The organism is Streptomyces sudanensis (assembly GCF_023614315.1).
Lineage (GTDB): Bacteria > Actinomycetota > Actinomycetes > Streptomycetales > Streptomycetaceae > Streptomyces > Streptomyces sudanensis.
On the sequence record NZ_CP095474.1, the window covers coordinates 273,376 to 290,409 of the forward strand.

Sequence of the window (17,034 nt, forward strand, 5' to 3'; positions counted from 1 at the left end):
ANNNGTGGGTAGGACCCCGCGCCCTGCCCGGGGACGCGGCCCCGCCCGGTCCCGTGCGGCGGGCGTCCCGGTCCGTCGCCGTCGCCGTCGCGTCCCGCCTCGGAACGGGGCTCCCCGTACGGACCGCCGGTGCCCTCCGGACTCGTCGCCGCGCGGTCGCGGCAAGGGGGACGCGGCCCCGCCCCGGGGGGTGCCTTCCCGGCGGCCGGGCGCCCCCGTCCCGTACCGCGCTCGGCCGTTCCACGGCGGAAAGCCCCGCTGATCTTTGTTTTGTACGGCCGACCGGTGGTACCCGCGTGGCCGACACACAATCCGGCGGGCCCCGGTCGCACGGGGATCCGCAGCTTAAGGAGGAGTGGCTTATGACTGATGCCGGTCGGGTTCGGCAATCGGGCGAGGTCGCGAAGGAACAGGCCTCGGTCACGGCCTCTCAGGCCGGTCAGGCGGGCCGCGAGGTGGCCGGGAGTGCCGCCGAGCAGGCGAAGACGGTCGTCGGCGAGGCCCGCCACCAGGCGGAGAACGCCGTCCGCGACCTGCGCCGCCGCGTCCGGGACGAGGGCCGGGGCCAGACGGAGCGGCTCGCCGGCACCGTGCGCCGGTGGGCGGACGACCTCGAGGGCATGGCGCAGAGCGCGTCGGGCGACTCCCCCGCACGCAGCGCCGTCGTGCAGGCCGCGAACCGCGGACGCCGCGCGGCGGACTACCTGGAGGAGCGGGGCGTGGACGGCCTGGTGGGCGACCTCCAGGGCTTCGCGCGCCGCCGTCCGGGCGCCTTCCTCGGCGGAGCGGTGCTGGCGGGCCTGGTGGCCGGCCGCCTCATGAAGGCCGGCAAGGCCGCGCACTCCGACGACGGTGTCGCGCGACAGGTGCCGGAGACCGCGGAGCCGGTCCCGCCCGTGGGCGAGCCGGTACGCACGGAACTGCAGGAATACCCCCGGGTGGTGTGAGATGGCGACGATTTCCCCCCGAGCGCGGAGCGGCGCGCATCCCCTCTCCTCCGAGGCGGGACCCTCCCAGGAACGCTCGGCCGGTGAGCTGCTCGCCGCGGTGACCGCGGACGTGCAGCACCTGCTCCGGCAGGAGGTCAAGCTGGCGAAGGTGGAGATCCAGGAGGAGGCCACGAAGGCGGGGAAGGCCGCCGGGATGTTCGGCGGCGCCGGCTTCGCGGGCTACATGACGGCCCTGTTCCTGTCGCTGGCGGCCGTGTTCGGACTGGCCAACGTGATGGACGCCGGCTGGGCCGCGCTCATCGTCACCGCCGTGTGGGCGGTGGTCGCGGCCGTGCTGTTCGTGCTCGGCCGGTCCCGCATGCGGGAGGTCTCGCCGAAGCCGGAGCAGACGATCGAAACTCTCAAGGAGGACGCACAGTGGGCACGTCACCCGACCAAGTGAGGGCCGACATCGAAGCGACCCGTGACAGGCTGTCGCAGAACGTCGACCGGCTGGCCGACCGGACCAGCCCCAAGCGGATGGTCCGCAGGCGTGCGGACCGGGCGCGCTCGGCGGCGTCGGGCCTGCGGGCCCGCGTCATGGGCGTCGCCTCGGACACCGGGAGCGCGGCGGCGGACCGGACGCGCCACATGGCGCGGTCCGCGCAGGGCGGCGCCGAGCAGGTGGGCGAAGCCGTCAAGCAGGCCCCCGAGCAGGCCATGCGGCAGACGCAGGGCAACCCGCTGGCGGCCGGGGTCATCGCGTTCGGCGCGGGTCTGCTGGCCGGCTCGCTGCTGCCGGAGACCAGGTCCGAGCAGCGCGCGGTGAGCCGCGTCTCCGACCGGGCGGGCGAGATGATGGAGCCGGTCAAGGCCGCGGCGGCGGAGTCGGCGCACCGGCTGAAGGACGACGCGGCCGAGACCGCCCGGCAGGCCGCCGCGCAGGTCAAGGACACCGCAGCGGAAGCCGCCCGCGCCACCGGCGAGGAGGCCCGGGAGCAGGCCTCGCACCTGAAGGAGCAGGTCCGCGACTCCGGGCAGCACGTCGCCGAAGAGGTGCGCCATCCGGGTTCCGGCAGCTCGGGCACCACCGGCACCACCGGTGCTCCAGGCACCACCGGTACCACCGGCACCACCGGTGCTCCAGGCACCACCGGTACCCCGGGTGCTCCGGGCACTCCGGGCACTCCGAGGACCCCGGGCACCTTCTAGTCACCCCCGCGCGCCGGGGCGGATGCCGCCGGGCCGGTCCGGGTCCCTCCGGACCGGCCCGGCGGCATCGTGTCCCCGGGGCGCCGCCGGGCGCACCGGGGCGGTCCGTTCGAATCTGGGGGCGGGGACGGCCGCCCCTTCCCCGTCCGCGCCCGCGGTCGCGGAGGGGCCGCACTCCCGTACTCATGGTCGCGGAGGGTCCGCGCTCCCCCCGCCCGTGGTTGCGGACGGTCCGCGCTCCCCGTACAACCGTTCCCATGGCACTGAGTTGGAAGCTGGTCGTCGACAGCGCGGACGCCCCTGCCCTCGCGGACTTCTGGGCCGCGGCCCTGGGGTACGAGGTGGAGGACCCCGCCCCGCTCATCGAGCGGCTGCTGGCCGCCGGACGGATCGGCGAGGAGGCCCTCGCCGAGCACCGGGGCCGCAGGATCTTCCGCGGATACGCCGCGATCCGCCATCCCGACGACCCGTACGACGAGGTCAGCGGTGTCGGCCGCGGCCGGCGCGTGCTCTTCCAGGACGTACCGGAAGCCAAGGCCGGCAAGAACCGCCTGCACATCGACGTCCACGGCGAACCCGGCGGCCTCGACGCCCTGGTGGCCAGGCTGGAGGGCCTGGGGGCGGTGCGGGTCAGGGAGGTGGACAAGGGGCCGGCCGGGCACTGGTGGATCATGCGGGACCCGGAGGGCAACGAGTTCTGCGCGGCCTGAGCGCCGCTTGGGCGCACCGCCGGGCGCGGGCCTCCCGGCACCGGTGGGCGCCCGGCTGCGGGAGGCCCGCGCCCGGCCCGGAGGGTCCCTCCGGCGAGTACGTCCCGCGCNNTGNNNNCCCGCGTCCTACGCCCCCGCTCCCCCGGCCGCCGGTTCGAGCCGGCCGAGAGCGGCGGCGCCGCGCGGGAGGGACCTCCTGAGGGCGCGGCCCCTTCGCGTGTACCACTCGACCGCGAGGACCGCGGCGAGGGCGAGTTCGACCAGGTCGCCGCCGTAGTACATGAGCTGGGCTCCGGTGCGCAGGTCGGAGGCGGCGAAGGCGGTGCCGGGGGGCGGCGTCGCGTACAGCGTCTTGGCGAGCACGGCGTGGGCCGCGCCGGCGGCCAGCAGGGTGGTGCCCCGCACGGCCAGGCCCCACCGGCGGTGCACGGGGTCGAGGCGGCACACGGCGAACGCGAAGAGCAGCCCCGCGGCCGGCAGGTGGAACTGCACGGCGGCGTTCAGCAGCGGGTGGTGGTGGGTGGCGGCCAGGAGCGGCGAGTGGTGCAGCAGCCACAGGCCGCCCATGTCGAGGAGGGCCGCCACGGGTGGGAAGACCAGCCATCCGACGGGGCGGCTGTGCGCCGCGGTCAGGAGGCCGCGCCTGGTCCGGCCGGGCGGCAGGGCGCGCAGCAGCAGCGTCACGGGCCGCCCGAGGACCATCAGGAGGGGGGCGGCCATGGCCGTGACGACGTGGTGCGCCATGTGCGCGGTGAAGGGCCCGCCGGGGAGCGGCACCGTCATCGCGTGGGCGAAGGCCGCGCAGCCGGCGACGAAGGACGCGTCCCGCAGCAGGGGCCAGGCGTCGCCGCGCCGCCGCAGGCGGAGGGCGGCCAGGAGGTACGCGGCGGCCGCCGCCAGCGCGACCACCGCGGCGACCTGGCCGAAGCCCCCGGCGCCATGGGCCGCGGTGCCGTGGCCTCCGGCGCCGTGGCCCGCGGCGCTCACGAGGAGGGCGGCGCCCGGGCTCATCCGTCCGCCCGCCGGGCGCCCGCGCCGGGGCCGTCCGTGTCCTGCGTGTCCGCGGTGCGGCGGGCGCGCAGCGCCAGGGCGGCTCCCAGGAGGAGCAGCAGGATCCCGGCGGCGTTCCACGCCCAGTCGTAGGGGGTGACGTCCACTCCGTAGCGGATCTGGTGCAGGCGCAGCAGCTTGTGGTTGACGACGCCGTCGAAGACCTGGAAGCCCCCCAGGCCGAGGAGGAGTCCGGCCCGGGCGTGCGGCGGGGACAGCGCGCGGAGCCGGCGCAGGTCCGCGTAGAGGACCGCGCCGGCGGCCAGGGCGCATATCTCGGCGGTGTGCAGCAGGCCGTCGGACAGCAGGCCGACGCCGGGAGTGGAGCGGTCGTAGAAGTGGTGCCAGTGCAGGATCTGGTGGAAGACGATCTCGTCGAGCGCGGCCATCAGGGCGGCGCCGATCAGTGCGAAGACCGCCAGGGAGCGCTGCGGCCGGATGGTGGTCCGGGGCGGGGCGGCTCCGTTCGCCATGCTGTACTCCTCTTCTCCTCTCCGCGGCCGTACGTGCGCGCGCCTCCGGCTCCCGGCCGGAGACGGCGGGGCCGGTGCGCGCCCCGTCTCCGCGGCGCGCACCGGCCTCCTCCCGGTCAGCCGCCCATCGCCGAGCGGACGGCGTCCCTCGTGCGGTCCATGAGCGCGGCGACCGGCCCCAGCAGCACGTTGGCCGTGCCCGACTCCACGCCCGGGTGGGGGCGGGTCGGGGCCATCGCCTCGGCCGCCTTGACGCCGCGGGCCATCGCGGCGAGCTTCCCGGAGTCGCCGCTGCGCCGAATGTGGGCGAACTCGTAGCGCTCCTCGGCGCGGGCGTGCTCCTGGACCGCCGTCCGCAGCTCCAGCAGCCGTGCCGTGAAGTCCGGGGAGTCGGGGTCCATGTCCTCCAGGGCGGACAGGGCCTCCTTGGCCTCGCGCTCCTCGGCGAGCCGCTGCTCCACGACCCCGTCGCCGCCCGGCAGGTTGCGGCGGGCGAAGGGGTGCACGACCTCCTCCTCCGCCGTCTCGTGCACGGCCAGGAGGCGCACCAGGCGGCGGAACGCGTCCCGCCGCTCGTCGCCCGCGGTGCTCTCGACCTCGTCGAAGAGGTTGCGGATGTCGCCGTGCTGGCGCATCAGCAGCGACACGACGTCGTCGTCCGGCGCGTTGTCGTCCCCGGCGTGCGGGGTGGGCGCGGTCTTCTCCATGGCGTCTCCTCACTTCTCCCGCAGGGCCGGGTCGGGGTGCTCGCCCTCGGTCTCCAGGCGGTACTCCCGGCCGAACATCTCCCGGTGGTCGGCCATGACCCGGTCGCTGGGCGGCGCCTCGCCGCCGTGGAGCCGCGCCTGCATCGCCTCGAACCGCTCGTGGGCCTCGCGCACGTACCCGGCGCCCAGGGTGGTGAGGTCGATCTGCGTGGCCAGCAGTTCGCGCACGTACTCCTTGTTCGGTTCGAAGGTGAGCACGTTCGGCAGTTCGGGGGCCAGCACCTGCGCGGGGTCCCGGCCGTCGTGGCGGCGCATCAGGTCGCAGGCGGCGTGGAGGTGCTCCAGCTCCATGTTGAGGTGCAGCTCCCAGAGGGCCTTGACCTTGGGGTCGCTCTCCTGCTCCATGAAGGAGTAGTAGAGGTAGCACTCGTTGTACTCGTGGTTGACCAGCTGCTCCCACCACGTCTCCCCCGGGTCGACGAGGGATTCGTAGTGGGTGACGTGCTCCTCCTCGATGAGGCCGATCTCCTGGTAGAGCTGGCGGGCGATCGGCTCCATGTAGGTGGGGCCGGTGTTCATGTAGAAGTTCATCGTCTGCTGCTCCGCCGACATGATCGTCAGCGCGTGCAGCTTCGACAGCGGGTTCGTCCTGTCCTTGGCGTACGGGTCGCGGACGTTGTCGACCGGGTCACGGTGGTGGAAGCGGGTGGGGCGGCCGGGCATGACCTCGGTCAGCCCGTCGACGATCGCCTCCGCCTTGCGGTGCTCGATCATCTCGTAGAGGTTCGTGTACCGGTACAGGTGGTCGAAGTCCTCCAGCACGCCGAACTGGTACGCCTGCTTGAGGTACGGGTCCGGTTCCATCCGCGCGACCCAGGCGGTCAGGTCGACGGCGACCTGCTCGTAGGCGATCGTCGTCTCCAGCACCGAGGACACGCCCGGGAGGAGCCAGTTGACGGCCTTCTGCTGCTGCGCCTCGATGTAGCGGACCTGCGCGAGCTGCCGCTTGACCTCGGGGTCCACCGTGTGGCGCGCCATCTGGTGGCTGAACAGGATCGCCTCGACCTCGATGCCGTTCATGGTGATGATCCGGCACCGGGTGTACGGGTCGCAGTGGTCCGGGTCGATCGGGGGCACGTCGAGTTCCCGCCAGGTGCGGACCTGGCGGTCCAGCGGGATGCCGCGCTGCTCCAGTGGGTTGAACGTCATGGACGCTTCCTTCGCGGGTGGGGGATGACAGCGGGGGCCGTGTACCCGGGATGCGCGCTCTATGAGGCACAACGGCGCGATCCACATGGATATGGCCGGTTTCTTTCCATGCCTACCGCTCCGTCCCGGGGCCCACCAGCGCGGTGGTCCAGGTGGCCCACCGGCCCGCCGCATCGCGCGGGGCGGCCCCGGGCGTCCCGCCGGCCCCGTCCGGCCGGGAGCGGGCCGTGGATTCGTGCGGGTCCGCGGGGGCACCCGTGCCGGGTCACCGACGCGCGAGGAGCGAGGAAACGAGATGTCGGAGCTGATCACACGTATCGCCGGGCGGCTGCGCCACGCCTACTCCGGGGAGGGCGAGCCCTCCTCGATGGGCGGCCACGCCGCGGCGCTCGCCGCCTTCGCCGGTTACACGGCCGCGTGGACGGCGGCCGTGCGGTCGCGGGGGCTCCCGCTTCCCGAGCGGCCGGAGCCCTGGGACCTGGCGCTGACGTCGGTGGCGGCCTTCCGGCTGAGCCGGCTGGTGAGCAAGGGCTCGGTGACGCGCCCCCTGCGGGCGCCCTTCACCGAGTACCAGGGGCCGCAGGCGCCCGCCGAGGTGCACGAGGAGCCGCGCGGCGGTGCCACGCACACGGTGGGCGAGCTGGTGTCGTGCCCGTTCTGCCTGAGCGTGTGGACCGTCACGACGCTGACCGCCGCCGGGCTGCTGTGGCCGCGGGCGACGCGCACGGTCACGGGCGCCCTCACCGCGCTCGCCGGGGCGGACGTCCTGCAGCTGAGCTACAGCGCCCTGACCGAGAAGGTCACCGGCGGCGAGTGACGGCGGCGGATCCGGGGCGGTCGCAATCCCGTGCGACCGCCCCGGATCCGCCCCCCGCGACCGCCCCCGGATCCGTCACGGGGCTCCTCCCCCGGCCCCCGCGGCCTCCTTCAGTCCCTGCGGTGCCGTCCGCTTCCGCGGTCGTCCCGCGCGGCGGCCCGGTACAGCAGGAGCGAGACGACCGACAGCACGATCAGGACGCTCCCCGCGGCCACGTCGAACACATGGGCCCCGTCGGCGAAGACCACCGTGTTGCGCAGTCCCAGCAGCCACGGGGAGGCGACCAGCCAGGCGCCGGCGGTCAGCACCACCAGATCCGCCCACCTGCCCAGGTGCCACTTGAACCGGGCCATCGCCACGAACAGCACGACCATCCCGACGGCCAGCTCGTTGCGGTGGGCGTCCTTGGCGGTGTCGGGCTCCCCGGTGACCCAGGGGGCGACGAACAGCGCGACCGCCGTCAGCGCCAGCAGCAGGCTGACGATCTGGTCCCGCACCCCCTCCCTGAGCACCCGCCGTTCCTCGGGCGCCGGGGACCCGCCCGCCCTCGACATCGTCCTGGCGACCATGCTTCCGCTCCCTTCGTCACTTCGGTGGGCGCGGCTCCGGTGCGCGCGGCCTCACGCCGCCGCGCCGGAGCCGTCGCCGGTTCCGGCGAGGTGCCGGAGGCGTACCTCCAGGCGGTCGCCGACGACACGGCTGTCGAAGGACGGCTGGGGGGCCGTCGCGGGCCCGCGCACGTTCCAGCCGTCGGCCAGCCGGAACACGCTGCCGTGCCAGGGGCAGCGCACGCAGCCGTCCTCGATCTCCCCCTCCGACAGCGGCCCGGCCATGTGGCTGCACCGGTCGGCGAGCACGTGGAAGGCGCCCGTCTCCTCTCGGACCACCATGACCGCGACCTCGCCGACCTGCCGCCGCACCGGGCGCCCCACCGGGAACTCGCCGGTCTCCCCCACCGCGTGCCAGCCGGGTTCGACCAGGTGCGGGACGTGTTCGGCGTGGTTGGCGCCGGACGCCTGGCGGTAGGCGAGGTGGCCGCCCAGCGCGCCGCCGGCGAAGACCACGGCCAGCCCGGCGAACCCCAGGGCCTTGCCGCGCCGGTCGCGTCCGCGGCGCCTCGCGGCGTACGAGGCGGTGTACAGGGCGACGCCGGTGACGTTGGCCGTCGCGTGCACCAGCCCCACCCGCTGCTGCTGCTTGGGCAGCTCGGCCCAGTCGACCCAGCCGGCCAGCGCCGCCGGTCCCGCCCCGGCCAGCCCGGCGCCGACGAGGGTCCGCGCTCCGCGGCGCCGGCCGGGCAGCAGGTCGAGCAGGGCCGCCGACAGCCACATGCCGATCGGCATCTGCACCATCAGCGGGTGCACCGGGTGCCCGAGCCAGCGCCCGTGCAGCGCGTCCCGCCCGGCCCCCAGGGGAAGCGCCCGGACCGCCGCCCGGATCCTGTCGATCAGCCGGTCCGCCCCCGACCACCGCTCCAGCCGGTCCATGCCCCGCAGGACGTGCCCGGGCCCGTCGGCCGAGGGGAGAAGCCGCCGCGCGGTCCTCGCCGCGCGATAACGCATCAGTGATCGCTCCATGCCGCAGCGAGTAGCCCGTCGCGGGGCGGGGAAACGCCGGGGGCGCGGCTCATCGGCCGCGTGCGTGGGAGTCCTCGCGGGGGATCGGGCCGACGCCGGAGTGGCGCCCGGGGCGGACGGCGGCGTGGCGCTGTCCGGGGCCGGGGCCGTCGGCGGACGCCAGGGCGTCGGCGACGGCCCCCGTCACGAAGGCGTAGACGGCCTTGTGCACCAGGTCCACCACCAGTTCCTTGCGGGGCCAGGTCTGCGGCGGGGCGCCGACACCGGTGGCGTTCTCCAGGATCTGGTCGTTGGTGAGGCGGACCACGGCGAACTTCGCCGAGGACACCGGGCCGCGCAGGCCCGCCTGGGCCATCACCGAGCGCAGGACGCCCAGCGCCGCGGCCTGGCCGAAGTGCATGGCCCAGTTCACGGGCAGCGGCTGCCTGCCGGGCCGCTCGGCCATGCCGGTAAGGCGTTCCAGTACGCGTGCCGGGACGTGGGAGTCGGGCCGGCCCGTGAGGCCCTGCTCGATCTTCTCGCCCAGCGTCGTCACGACACCGCCCACCGCACCGGCCACCAGTCCTTGCCACACGACGCGTTTCATCATGGGGCGCCGGGTACCCGGCGCGGCGCGGTTGACCCGCCCCGAGGTGTCCGGCCGCCCCCGGCCGAAGGTCTCGCACGGGGAACCCCCGGCTCCGGGGAGCCGGGTGAGGGGCCCTCAGACGGCGGTCAGGGGCCGCGCCGGGTCGAGGTGGTGCACGGCGGTCCGTTCCGCGTGCGGGGCGAGCAGGTCCCGCAGCTCGTCCGCGGCGGTCCCGAGGAGCCGGCCGTCGCGGGCGGCGTGGAGGGTCTCCAGGATGAAGACGACGCGGACGGAGTCCTCGGTGACGCGGGTGCGGTGGGCGTCGCGGTGGTTCCAGTGGCGGGTCAGGACTCCGGCGGTGTCCGCGTAGACGATCTCGCCGGGCCCGGGGTGCTCGACGGTGCCGGGTTCGCCGAGCGGGGTGAAGGTCTCGGTGCCGTCCGCGTGGCGGATGGCGACGTCACCCGCGACGTGGTCGAGGTCGAACGCGCCGGCGGGCAGGCCGTGGCGGACGGAGACGGCGTTGTAGGAGTCGACGGCCGGGTTGACGCGCGGCAGCGTGCCCTTCTTCGCGAGGCGGCGGCCGAGCGCGTCGACGCTGGGGCGGACGCGGCGCGGGTTGGTGCCGAAGGAGCGGTAGGCGGCGTGCCACGACCCGATGCGGGGGTCGGTCTCGTCGGCGGGCCGCCAGGTGCCGTCGGCCAGCTCCCGCTCCAGGTCCGCCACGGCGGCGGCGGTCCGGGGCCAGGGCTCGCCGACGCGCAGGCCGGTGGCGGTGACCAGGACGACGAGGGTGTCGGGGAAGGCGTCCGCGACGGCGGGGGCGAGACGGAAGTCGGGCATGGGAGGGGTTTTCCGTTTCCTGCGGGGGTGCGGCCGGGTGGGGTCAGGGCCTCGGCTTCCAGACGCCGACGCGGTCGAGGCGGCGGCGCTGCTGGAGGGCGGTGGGGACGTCGAGGCCGCGGTCGCGGGCGGCGAGGCGGTCGGCGACGGCGGCGCGGTGCTCGACGGGCTTGTGGTCGTCGTACTTGAACTTGGCCCGTACCTCGGTGACCTCCAGGCGCAGGCCGCGGATGCCGGACAGCATCCGGCCGTAGGGGGGCCGGTCGGCGGCTATGGGGGCGTGGTCGCCGTCGGGCTGGAAGTGGGCCATCTGCCGGCGCAGCAGCTCGGCCTTGACCTCGGGGTCGTCGACGACGTGGGCGCGGCAGGTGAACTGGACGGCCGCGTAGTAGCTGGTGGGGACGCCGTCGGTGGGCGGGGTGCCGGCCTTGGCGCGCCAGGTCCCGGGGACGAAGGCGTAGTCGCCGAAGACGGTGAACAGGACGTTCGGGTCGTTCTCGATCGCCTCCCACACCGGGTTGGGGCGGGCGAGGTGGATCAGGAGGTCGCTCTCGCCGGCGGCGAAGTGCGTGGGGACGGCGACGGGCGGGCGGCCGGGCGGGCCGTTGACGCTCAGGGTCCCGAAGTCGTGGCCCTCGGCGATCCAGGTCCGCCACTCGGCCTCGTCCAGGGCGGCGTCCCAGGGCTGGATGAACATGCGGATTCTCCTTACGGGGGTGTGCGGCCGGGCGGCGGGGCCCGCCCGGGTCCTCAGCTCAGGGCGAGGAGACTGACGGCGACGGCGGCGGTGCCCAGGCCGACGAGCTGGCCGCGGTGGATGCGTTCGGCGAGCACGGCGCGGGCGAGCAGGACGGTGCCGGCCGGGTAGAGCGCGGTGATCACGGCGACGACGGCGAGGTCCCCGCCGCGGGCGGCGAGCAGGAACAGCAGGTTCGCCACCGAGTCGAGCGCGCCCGCGGCGGCCGACATCGCGTACGCGGGCCGCTCGGAGCCCAGTCTGCGGTACATCACGCCCGCAGCGGCCAGGGTGACGGCCGAGGACACCGCCCGGCCCACGATCAGCGGTGCCACCCCGCTGTCGGACGGCGTCTGGTGGAGGCAGACCAGTTGGAGGGCGATGGCGGCGCCCGCGCCGAAGGCCAGCAGCAGTGCCGTACGCGAGGGGCGCACCGCTCCGGCGCCGTGCCCGGCGCTGACCAGCACCACCGCCGCCAGCGCCAGCGGCAGCCCGACCAGCCCGGCGGTGCTCAGGCGCTCGCCCTGCAGCAGGCCCACCGCGACCGGAAGCGCGGCGGACACCAGCGCGGTGACGGGCGACAGCACGTTCATCGGGCCGATCGCCAGGGTGCGGTAGAGCAGGGCGAACGCGGCGGCCGAGGCGACTCCGGAGGCGGCGCCCCAGACGAGGGCGCCGGTGCTGAACGAGGCGCCCAGGACCGGCCACAGCAGCAGTTCGACCGCGAGGGAGGCGGGGGCCGCGATCATCACGGTACGCAGCACATGGGCCCTGCGGGCGCCCAGGCCGCCGAGGAAGTCGGCGCAGCCGTAGGCGAGCGAGCTGCCCAGGGCCAGTAGCAGAGCGATCACGGCACATCCCTTAACATTCAATGGAACGACCGAACCGTACAACAGAGCGACCGGACGTCGTCAACCGAACGACCTGGCGGCGCATCCGGACGGTCCCGCTGTGAGGATGGTGATCAGGTGGCAGAGACGGCCGCGGCCCTGCGGACGGTCGCGCGCAACGTCCGGGCGGCCCGGGTCCGCGCGGGCCTCTCCCTGGAGGAGCTCAGCCGCCGCGCCCAGGTCAGCAAGGGCGCCCTGGTGGGGCTGGAGAAGGCCCAGGGCAACCCCAACCTGGCCACCCTGGTGCGGCTGGCCGACACCCTCGGCGTCCCGGTGTCCGCGCTGATGCAGGGGCCGCCCGAGGGCCGCGTCCGCGTCGTGGCCGCCGACGCCGTGGCGCCCCTGTGGTCCGGGGAGCGGGGCGGCGAGGCCCGGCTCGTGCTGACGACCTCGGGGCCGGCTCCCGTCGAGGTGTGGCGCTGGCGGCTGGAGCCGGGCGAGGAGTACCCCAGCCACCCCCACCAGGCCGGGGTGGTGGAGACCGTCAGCGTCGTCTCCGGCCGGATGGTCCTGGCCGTCGACGGCGCCGAGCACACCGTCGAGGCCGGGCAGACCGCCACCTTCGACGGGGACGCCCCCCACGCCTACCGGGGCGCGGGCGACGGGGCGTGCCACCTGATCATGACGGTCCACCTGCCTCCCGGCCCCGCCTCCGCGGGCTGAGGACGGCCGACGGGCTCCTGTCCGCGCCGCGCGCCGCCACTCCTCCCCCGCGCCGTACGGCACGCCCGTCCGGTCTCCGGAGGGATCCGCCGGGCGGCCCGGGCGGCGTGACGCCCCTCCCCCGGGGGCAGGGGAATAGCCACGACCCCGGGCCCCGTTGTGCGGGGCACCGACGGACCCCTGAGAGGCGGACGGCATGAGCACGATCGAACTGACCAAGGAGAACTTCGACCAGGTGGTGTCGGACAACGACTTCGTCCTGATCGACTTCTGGGCGTCGTGGTGCGGTCCGTGCCTCCGGTTCGCCCCGGTCTACGAGAAGGCCTCCGAGCGCCACCCCGACCTGGTGTTCGCCAAGGTCGACACGGAGGCGCAGCAGGAGCTCGCCGCCGCCTTCGACATCCAGTCGATCCCGACCCTGATGATCGTCCGGGAGAACGTCGCCGTGTTCGCCCAGCCCGGCGCGCTTCCCGAGCCCGTCCTGGAGGACGTCATCGGGCAGGCGCGGGGGCTGGACATGGACGCCGTGCGGAAGTCGATCGAGAAGGCCGAAGCGGGTGGCGGCGCCCCCGGCGGCGACCGCTGAGAACCGGCGGGCGCGGACGCGGCGGGGTCCCGTCCGGTGACGTGACCGGACGGGACCCCGCGGCGTCTCACCGCTCCAGGACCACCGCGATGCCCTGCCCCACCCCGATGCACAGCGCCGCCACGCCCGTGCCCGAGCCCGCCGCGGCGAGCTGGTGGGCGACCGAGCCCGCGAGGCGGGCGCCGGACGCGCCGAGAGGGTGGCCGATGGCGATGGCGCCGCCGCGCGGGTTGACGATCGCCGGGTCCAGCTCCGGCCACTCGGCCAGGCAGCCGAGCACCTGCGCCGCGAACGCCTCGTTCAGCTCCACGAGCGCCAGGTCGGCGAAGGTGCGGCCCGCCCGGCCCAGGGCCCGCTGCACCGCCTCCACCGGACCGAGCCCGAACAGCTGCGGCTCGATGCCCGTCACCGCCGACGCGCGGATCCGGGCGAGCGGCTCGCGGCCGCAGGCGCGCAGGCCCTCCTCGTCGACGAGGAGGAGCGCCGCCGCGCCGTCGTTCAGCGGCGAGGAGTTGCCCGCGGTCACCCGGCCGTCCTTGCGGAACGACGGCTTCAGCTTGGCCAGGGCCTCCATGGAGGTCGTGTCCCGGATGCACTCGTCGCGGGCCAGGTCCACGCCCTCGTACGGGGCGATCTCGCCGTCGAACAAGCCGTCCGCCCACGCCCGGGCGGCCTTGCGGTGGCTGGCGAGCGCGTAGGCGTCCTGCTGCTCGCGGCTGATGGCGTGCTTGTCGGCGATCTGCTCGGCGCTCTCGCCCAGCGGCACGGTCCACTCGTCCGGCAGCCTCGGGTTGACCATGCGCCAGCCGAGCGTCGTCGAGTACATCTGCTGGTGCCCGGCGGGGAACGCCCGCTCGGGCTTGGGCACCACCCACGGGGCGCGCGACATCGACTCGACGCCGCCCGCCAGGACGACCGAGGCGTCGCCCAGGGCGATGGCGCGGGCGGCCTGCACGACCGCCTCCAGGCCGGAGCCGCACAGGCGGTTGACGGTCACGCCGGGGATCGTGACGGGCAGGCCGGCCAGCAGGACCGCCATGCGGGCCACGTCGCGGTTGTCCTCGCCGGCGCCGTTGGCGTCGCCGAAGTAGACGTCGTCGATCCGCGCCGGGTCGAGGTCCGGCGTGCGGTCGACCAGCGCCCGCACGACGTGTGCCGCGAGGTCGTCGGGGCGTACGGAGGAGAGGGCACCGCCGGCCTTGCCGATCGGTGTGCGGACGGCGTCGACGATGTAGACGTCGCGGATGCTCATCGGGGCTCTCCCACAGCCTGGTGCGCCCGTGCGGTTCCGCACGGGCGCGTATGTACGGTGAACGTGTATTCACCATCGACAAGGGCGAGTCTCCGGCCCGGGGGCGGCCGGTGTCAACGGCCGCCCGGTGCCGCCCTCACTCCTCGTGCGGCTCCGCGACCCGCGCCGACAGGCCGTAGTCCAGCTCCGAGCCGTCCACCAGGAGCGCCTCCACGGTACGGGTCTCGGGGTCGATGTCCGCGACCATGCCGCCGCCGGCGTACCGGGGGTAGCCGGAGGCGCCGGTCTCGCCGGTGACCTCCACCACGGCCGAGCGGATGGCCACGTCCGCCAGGTGCGCGGCGTCGCGCCCCTCCGCGTGCTCGGGCACGATCAGGATCTCCATGCGCTGCGGGTGCGGGTGATGTGTGCTCATGGGCGTGACGTTAGGGGAAGCGCGGCGCCCCGCGCACCTCGGGGGTGCGCCGGAGGGGCGGGCGCGGCCCGGCGCGAGGCGTGCGCACCGGACGGGCGGTCCCGGCGCCGGGCACGAGCGGCCTGCGGGCACCCGCCGCGGCGCCCTCCCGGCCGGGGCGGCGGTCCCCGTCAGCGCCGCGCGTCCCGCGCCGGCGCGAACGCCGCGCGGAACGCGGCCCGTGTCCGCCCCTCCTCCGTGCGGTCCAGCACGCCGAAGACGACCTCGTCGAAGTGGGCGGCGAACCGGCCCTCCCCGGTGAGCAGCGCCCGGAAGGCGCCCGCCACCTCGGCCGGGTCGTTGCGGAAGACCCCGCAGCCCCAGGCGCCCAGCACCAGGCGCCGGTAGCCGTGGGCGGCGGCCGTCTCCAGGACGCGTTCGGCGCGTGACGCCAGGGCGGCCGGTATGCGGGCGGCCCGCTCGGGCATGCGGGCGCGGATGACGCCCGCGTTGGGGGCGGGCGACGTCAGGAAGCCCACCGTGTACGGGCGGTCCAGGAGCCGGCCGCGGTCGTCGCGGAAGACCGGCACGCCCGGCGAGTGGACGACCCGGTCGGTGTAGAACGGGTCGCGGTCGGCGCGGTGGTGGTCGTAGTACTCCGGGACGCGCAGCAGGGTGGCGTACAGGGCGGAGGCGCGGCACAGGTCCTCCTCCTGGGCCCGGGCGCCGTTCAGGTAGCCGCCGCCGGGGTTGCGGGCGGAGGCGAAGTTGAGGACGGCTACCGGGTCGCCGGGGGCCGCGCCGGCCAGTCGCCGGGCGGCCTCGGTGCTGGACTCGCCGGTGACCTCCACGCGGGTGGCCCGGCCGGTGTCCGGGTCGGCGGGGACGGGGTCGGGGCCGTGCAGGGTGGTGCCGGCCAGGGCCCGGGCGACCTGCTCGGCGATGCGGACCTCGCCGCCCGGGACCCGGTACCGGCCCGTCGAGACGATCTCCTCGGTCTCCCGCGCGATCCCGCGCAGACGTGCGTTCATGTCCGTCATCGTCGTGATCGCGCGGAGGCACCGCAACGGGTTTGTCCGGCGGGCGGCGCCCGTACAGGCGGTCTTGTGCGGGCCGGTGACGGTGGCTTAGGTGGGACGGTACGCCCCCGACAGGAGGAGCCGCCCATGCCGCCGAGCGCCTTCCCGGACACCGGTCCGGCACTGCCCGAGGACGAGGCCGAGGACCTGCTCCGGTGCATCTGCTTCAAGACCGGCCCGCCCGGCAGGGTCGGGGTCGAACTGGAGTGGTTCGTCCACGACCTGCACCGTCCGCACCTGCCCGTCCCCCACGACCGGCTGCGCGCCGCCTTCGCCGATCTGCGCGCCCTGGACCTGCGCTCGTCCCTCACCTTCGAACCCGGCGGGCAGCTGGAGCTCAGCTCGCCGCCCGCCGCCTCGCTCACCGCGTGCGTGGCCGCCGTCTCCGCCGACCTGTCCGCCGTGCGCTCCGCGCTCGCCCGCCTCGGGCTCGTCCTCACCGGCTCCGGCACCGATCCCTGGCTGCCCGCGCGGGAACGGCTGCTGCGCGAGCCGCGCTACGACGCGATGGAGACCTACCTCGACCGCTGGGGGCCCGCCGGACGGGCCATGATGCGCGACTCGGCGTCCGTGCAGGTGTGCCTGGACACCGGGTACGAGGAGCCGGGCCCCCTCGGGTACGAGCGGCGGTGGCGGCTGGCCCACCTGCTGGGCCCGGTGCTCGTCGCCACGTTCGCCGACTCCCCCGTCCTGCACGGCCGCCCGACCGGCCTGCGGTCCACCCGCCAGTCGCTGTGGGCGGGCATCGACCCGCTGCGGGGCGCCGCGCCCGCCGGGCCGGAGCCGCGCGGCGCGTGGGCGCGGCACGCGCTGGACACGCCGGTGATGTGCGTCCGCGCGGCCGAAGGGCCCTGGGCCGTGCCGGAGGGGCTGACGTTCCGCGAGTGGCTGCGCTCGGGGGTGCCGCGCCCGCCGACGCGCGCCGACCTCGACTACCACCTGACGACGCTGTTCCCGCCCGTGCGCCCGCGCGGCACCCATCTGGAACTGCGGATGCTGGACGCGCAGTCCGGCGACGACGGCTGGATCGTCCCCCTGGCGGTGACGGCGGCGCTGTTCGACGAACCGGAGGCAGCCGACGCGGCGTACCGGGCGCTGCTGCCGGCGGTGGGGGCGGCCGGGTCGCTTCCCGCTCCGGGGGACGCGCACTGGCGGGCGGCGATCCGGGACGGCCCGGGGGCGCCCGCGCTGCACCGGGCCGCCGTGGAGTGCTTCCGGCTCGCCCTCGGGTCGCTGTCCCGTTCGGGCGCGCCCACCGCCGTGCGGGACGCGGTGGCCGCCTTCCACGAGCGGTTCGTGCTGCGGCGCCGCTGCCCGGCCGACGACCGGATCCGCACAT

The 17,034-nt window shown here is 75.5% G+C and carries 21 protein-coding genes; 8 read left to right on the forward strand and 13 right to left on the reverse strand.

What is annotated here, in order from left to right; all coding sequences use genetic code 11:
- Nucleotides 1-362: 362 nt before the first annotated feature.
- From MW084_RS01225 to MW084_RS01240, 4 genes are all read left to right on the forward strand, one after another.
- Nucleotides 363-947: a hypothetical protein gene (locus MW084_RS01225; protein ID WP_078572009.1), complete on the forward strand. Its 585-nt coding sequence runs from the start codon at nt 363-365 to the stop codon at nt 945-947.
- Between the two features lies 1 nt (nt 948).
- Complete coding sequence (locus tag MW084_RS01230; RefSeq protein ID WP_010473783.1) at nt 949-1,392, forward strand: phage holin family protein; 444 nt, start codon at nt 949-951, stop codon at nt 1,390-1,392.
- Entirely contained in the window at nt 1,368-2,141 is a 774-nt protein-coding gene (locus MW084_RS01235) for a DUF3618 domain-containing protein (RefSeq protein WP_010473782.1), read from the forward strand. The genes MW084_RS01230 and MW084_RS01235 overlap by 25 nt, the downstream gene beginning before the upstream one ends.
- A 257-nt stretch (nt 2,142-2,398) precedes the next feature.
- On the forward strand, nt 2,399-2,851 hold the full coding sequence (locus MW084_RS01240; protein WP_010473781.1) for a VOC family protein: 453 nt from the start codon (nt 2,399-2,401) through the stop codon (nt 2,849-2,851).
- Between the two features lie 126 nt (nt 2,852-2,977).
- On the opposite strand, the gene MW084_RS01245 is transcribed toward MW084_RS01240, so the two are convergent.
- From MW084_RS01245 to MW084_RS01260, 4 genes are all read right to left on the reverse strand, one after another.
- The gene (locus tag MW084_RS01245; protein ID WP_010473779.1) at nt 2,978-3,862 is read right to left on the reverse strand and encodes a cytochrome c oxidase assembly protein; all 885 of its coding nucleotides are present in this window, start codon (nt 3,860-3,862) and stop codon (nt 2,978-2,980) included.
- Nucleotides 3,859-4,374, reverse strand: coding sequence for a DUF2243 domain-containing protein (locus MW084_RS01250; RefSeq protein ID WP_010473778.1), 516 nt, complete (start codon nt 4,372-4,374; stop codon nt 3,859-3,861). Before MW084_RS01250 ends, MW084_RS01245 begins: the two co-directional genes overlap by 4 nt.
- A gap of 116 nt (nt 4,375-4,490) precedes the next feature.
- Nucleotides 4,491-5,081: a hemerythrin domain-containing protein gene (locus tag MW084_RS01255; protein WP_010473777.1), complete on the reverse strand. Its 591-nt coding sequence runs from the start codon at nt 5,079-5,081 to the stop codon at nt 4,491-4,493.
- Nucleotides 5,082-5,090: 9 nt separating this feature from the next.
- A complete protein-coding gene (locus tag MW084_RS01260; RefSeq protein ID WP_010473776.1) occupies nt 5,091-6,290 on the reverse strand; it encodes a hypothetical protein in 1,200 nt (399 codons plus the stop codon).
- Nucleotides 6,291-6,585: 295 nt separating this feature from the next.
- Here MW084_RS01260 and MW084_RS01265 point away from each other — a divergent pair, with 295 nt between their 5' ends.
- Complete coding sequence (locus tag MW084_RS01265; RefSeq protein WP_010473775.1) at nt 6,586-7,107, forward strand: DUF1360 domain-containing protein; 522 nt, start codon at nt 6,586-6,588, stop codon at nt 7,105-7,107.
- A 110-nt stretch (nt 7,108-7,217) separates the two neighbouring features.
- On the opposite strand, the gene MW084_RS01270 is transcribed toward MW084_RS01265, so the two are convergent.
- The 6 genes from MW084_RS01270 to MW084_RS01295 form a co-directional block, all read right to left on the reverse strand.
- The gene (locus tag MW084_RS01270) at nt 7,218-7,676 is read right to left on the reverse strand and encodes an SPW repeat domain-containing protein (protein ID WP_010473774.1); all 459 of its coding nucleotides are present in this window, start codon (nt 7,674-7,676) and stop codon (nt 7,218-7,220) included.
- A 51-nt stretch (nt 7,677-7,727) separates the two neighbouring features.
- Entirely contained in the window at nt 7,728-8,684 is a 957-nt protein-coding gene (locus MW084_RS01275; protein WP_039829758.1) for a Rieske (2Fe-2S) protein, read from the reverse strand.
- Nucleotides 8,685-8,733: 49 nt separating this feature from the next.
- Nucleotides 8,734-9,273, reverse strand: a complete 540-nt coding sequence (locus tag MW084_RS01280) for a hypothetical protein (RefSeq protein ID WP_029553747.1) — start codon at nt 9,271-9,273, stop codon at nt 8,734-8,736.
- Nucleotides 9,274-9,387: 114 nt separating this feature from the next.
- The gene (locus MW084_RS01285; protein WP_010473771.1) at nt 9,388-10,095 is read right to left on the reverse strand and encodes a B3/B4 domain-containing protein; all 708 of its coding nucleotides are present in this window, start codon (nt 10,093-10,095) and stop codon (nt 9,388-9,390) included.
- A gap of 43 nt (nt 10,096-10,138) precedes the next feature.
- The gene (locus MW084_RS01290) at nt 10,139-10,792 is read right to left on the reverse strand and encodes an FMN-binding negative transcriptional regulator (RefSeq protein ID WP_010473770.1); all 654 of its coding nucleotides are present in this window, start codon (nt 10,790-10,792) and stop codon (nt 10,139-10,141) included.
- Between the two features lie 53 nt (nt 10,793-10,845).
- Entirely contained in the window at nt 10,846-11,682 is an 837-nt protein-coding gene (locus MW084_RS01295; protein WP_010473768.1) for an EamA family transporter, read from the reverse strand.
- Nucleotides 11,683-11,799: 117 nt separating this feature from the next.
- On the opposite strand from MW084_RS01295, the gene MW084_RS01300 reads away from it, so the two are divergent.
- Nucleotides 11,800-12,384 carry a helix-turn-helix domain-containing protein gene (locus MW084_RS01300; RefSeq protein WP_010473767.1) on the forward strand — a complete coding sequence of 195 codons (585 nt, stop codon included), beginning with the start codon at nt 11,800-11,802 and terminating at the stop codon, nt 12,382-12,384.
- Between the two features lie 196 nt (nt 12,385-12,580).
- Entirely contained in the window at nt 12,581-12,970 is a 390-nt protein-coding gene (gene trxA / locus MW084_RS01305; RefSeq protein WP_010473766.1) for a thioredoxin, read from the forward strand.
- Nucleotides 12,971-13,037: 67 nt separating this feature from the next.
- Here the strand turns inward: trxA and MW084_RS01310 are convergent, their stop codons facing one another.
- The 3 genes from MW084_RS01310 to MW084_RS01320 all read right to left on the reverse strand — a co-directional run bounded on the left by MW084_RS01310 (nt 13,038) and on the right by MW084_RS01320 (nt 15,647).
- The gene (locus tag MW084_RS01310; RefSeq protein WP_010473765.1) at nt 13,038-14,222 is read right to left on the reverse strand and encodes a thiolase family protein; all 1,185 of its coding nucleotides are present in this window, start codon (nt 14,220-14,222) and stop codon (nt 13,038-13,040) included.
- A 136-nt stretch (nt 14,223-14,358) separates the two neighbouring features.
- Nucleotides 14,359-14,637 (reverse strand): hypothetical protein, encoded by a 279-nt coding sequence (locus MW084_RS01315; protein ID WP_029553746.1) that lies wholly within the window; start codon nt 14,635-14,637, stop codon nt 14,359-14,361.
- A gap of 170 nt (nt 14,638-14,807) precedes the next feature.
- Nucleotides 14,808-15,647, reverse strand: a complete 840-nt coding sequence (locus tag MW084_RS01320; protein ID WP_010473763.1) for a TIGR02452 family protein — start codon at nt 15,645-15,647, stop codon at nt 14,808-14,810.
- Between the two features lie 135 nt (nt 15,648-15,782).
- On the opposite strand from MW084_RS01320, the gene egtA reads away from it, so the two are divergent.
- A partial coding sequence (egtA, locus tag MW084_RS01325; RefSeq protein WP_275563428.1) for an ergothioneine biosynthesis glutamate--cysteine ligase EgtA occupies nt 15,783-17,034 on the forward strand: 1,252 nt, incomplete at its 3' end.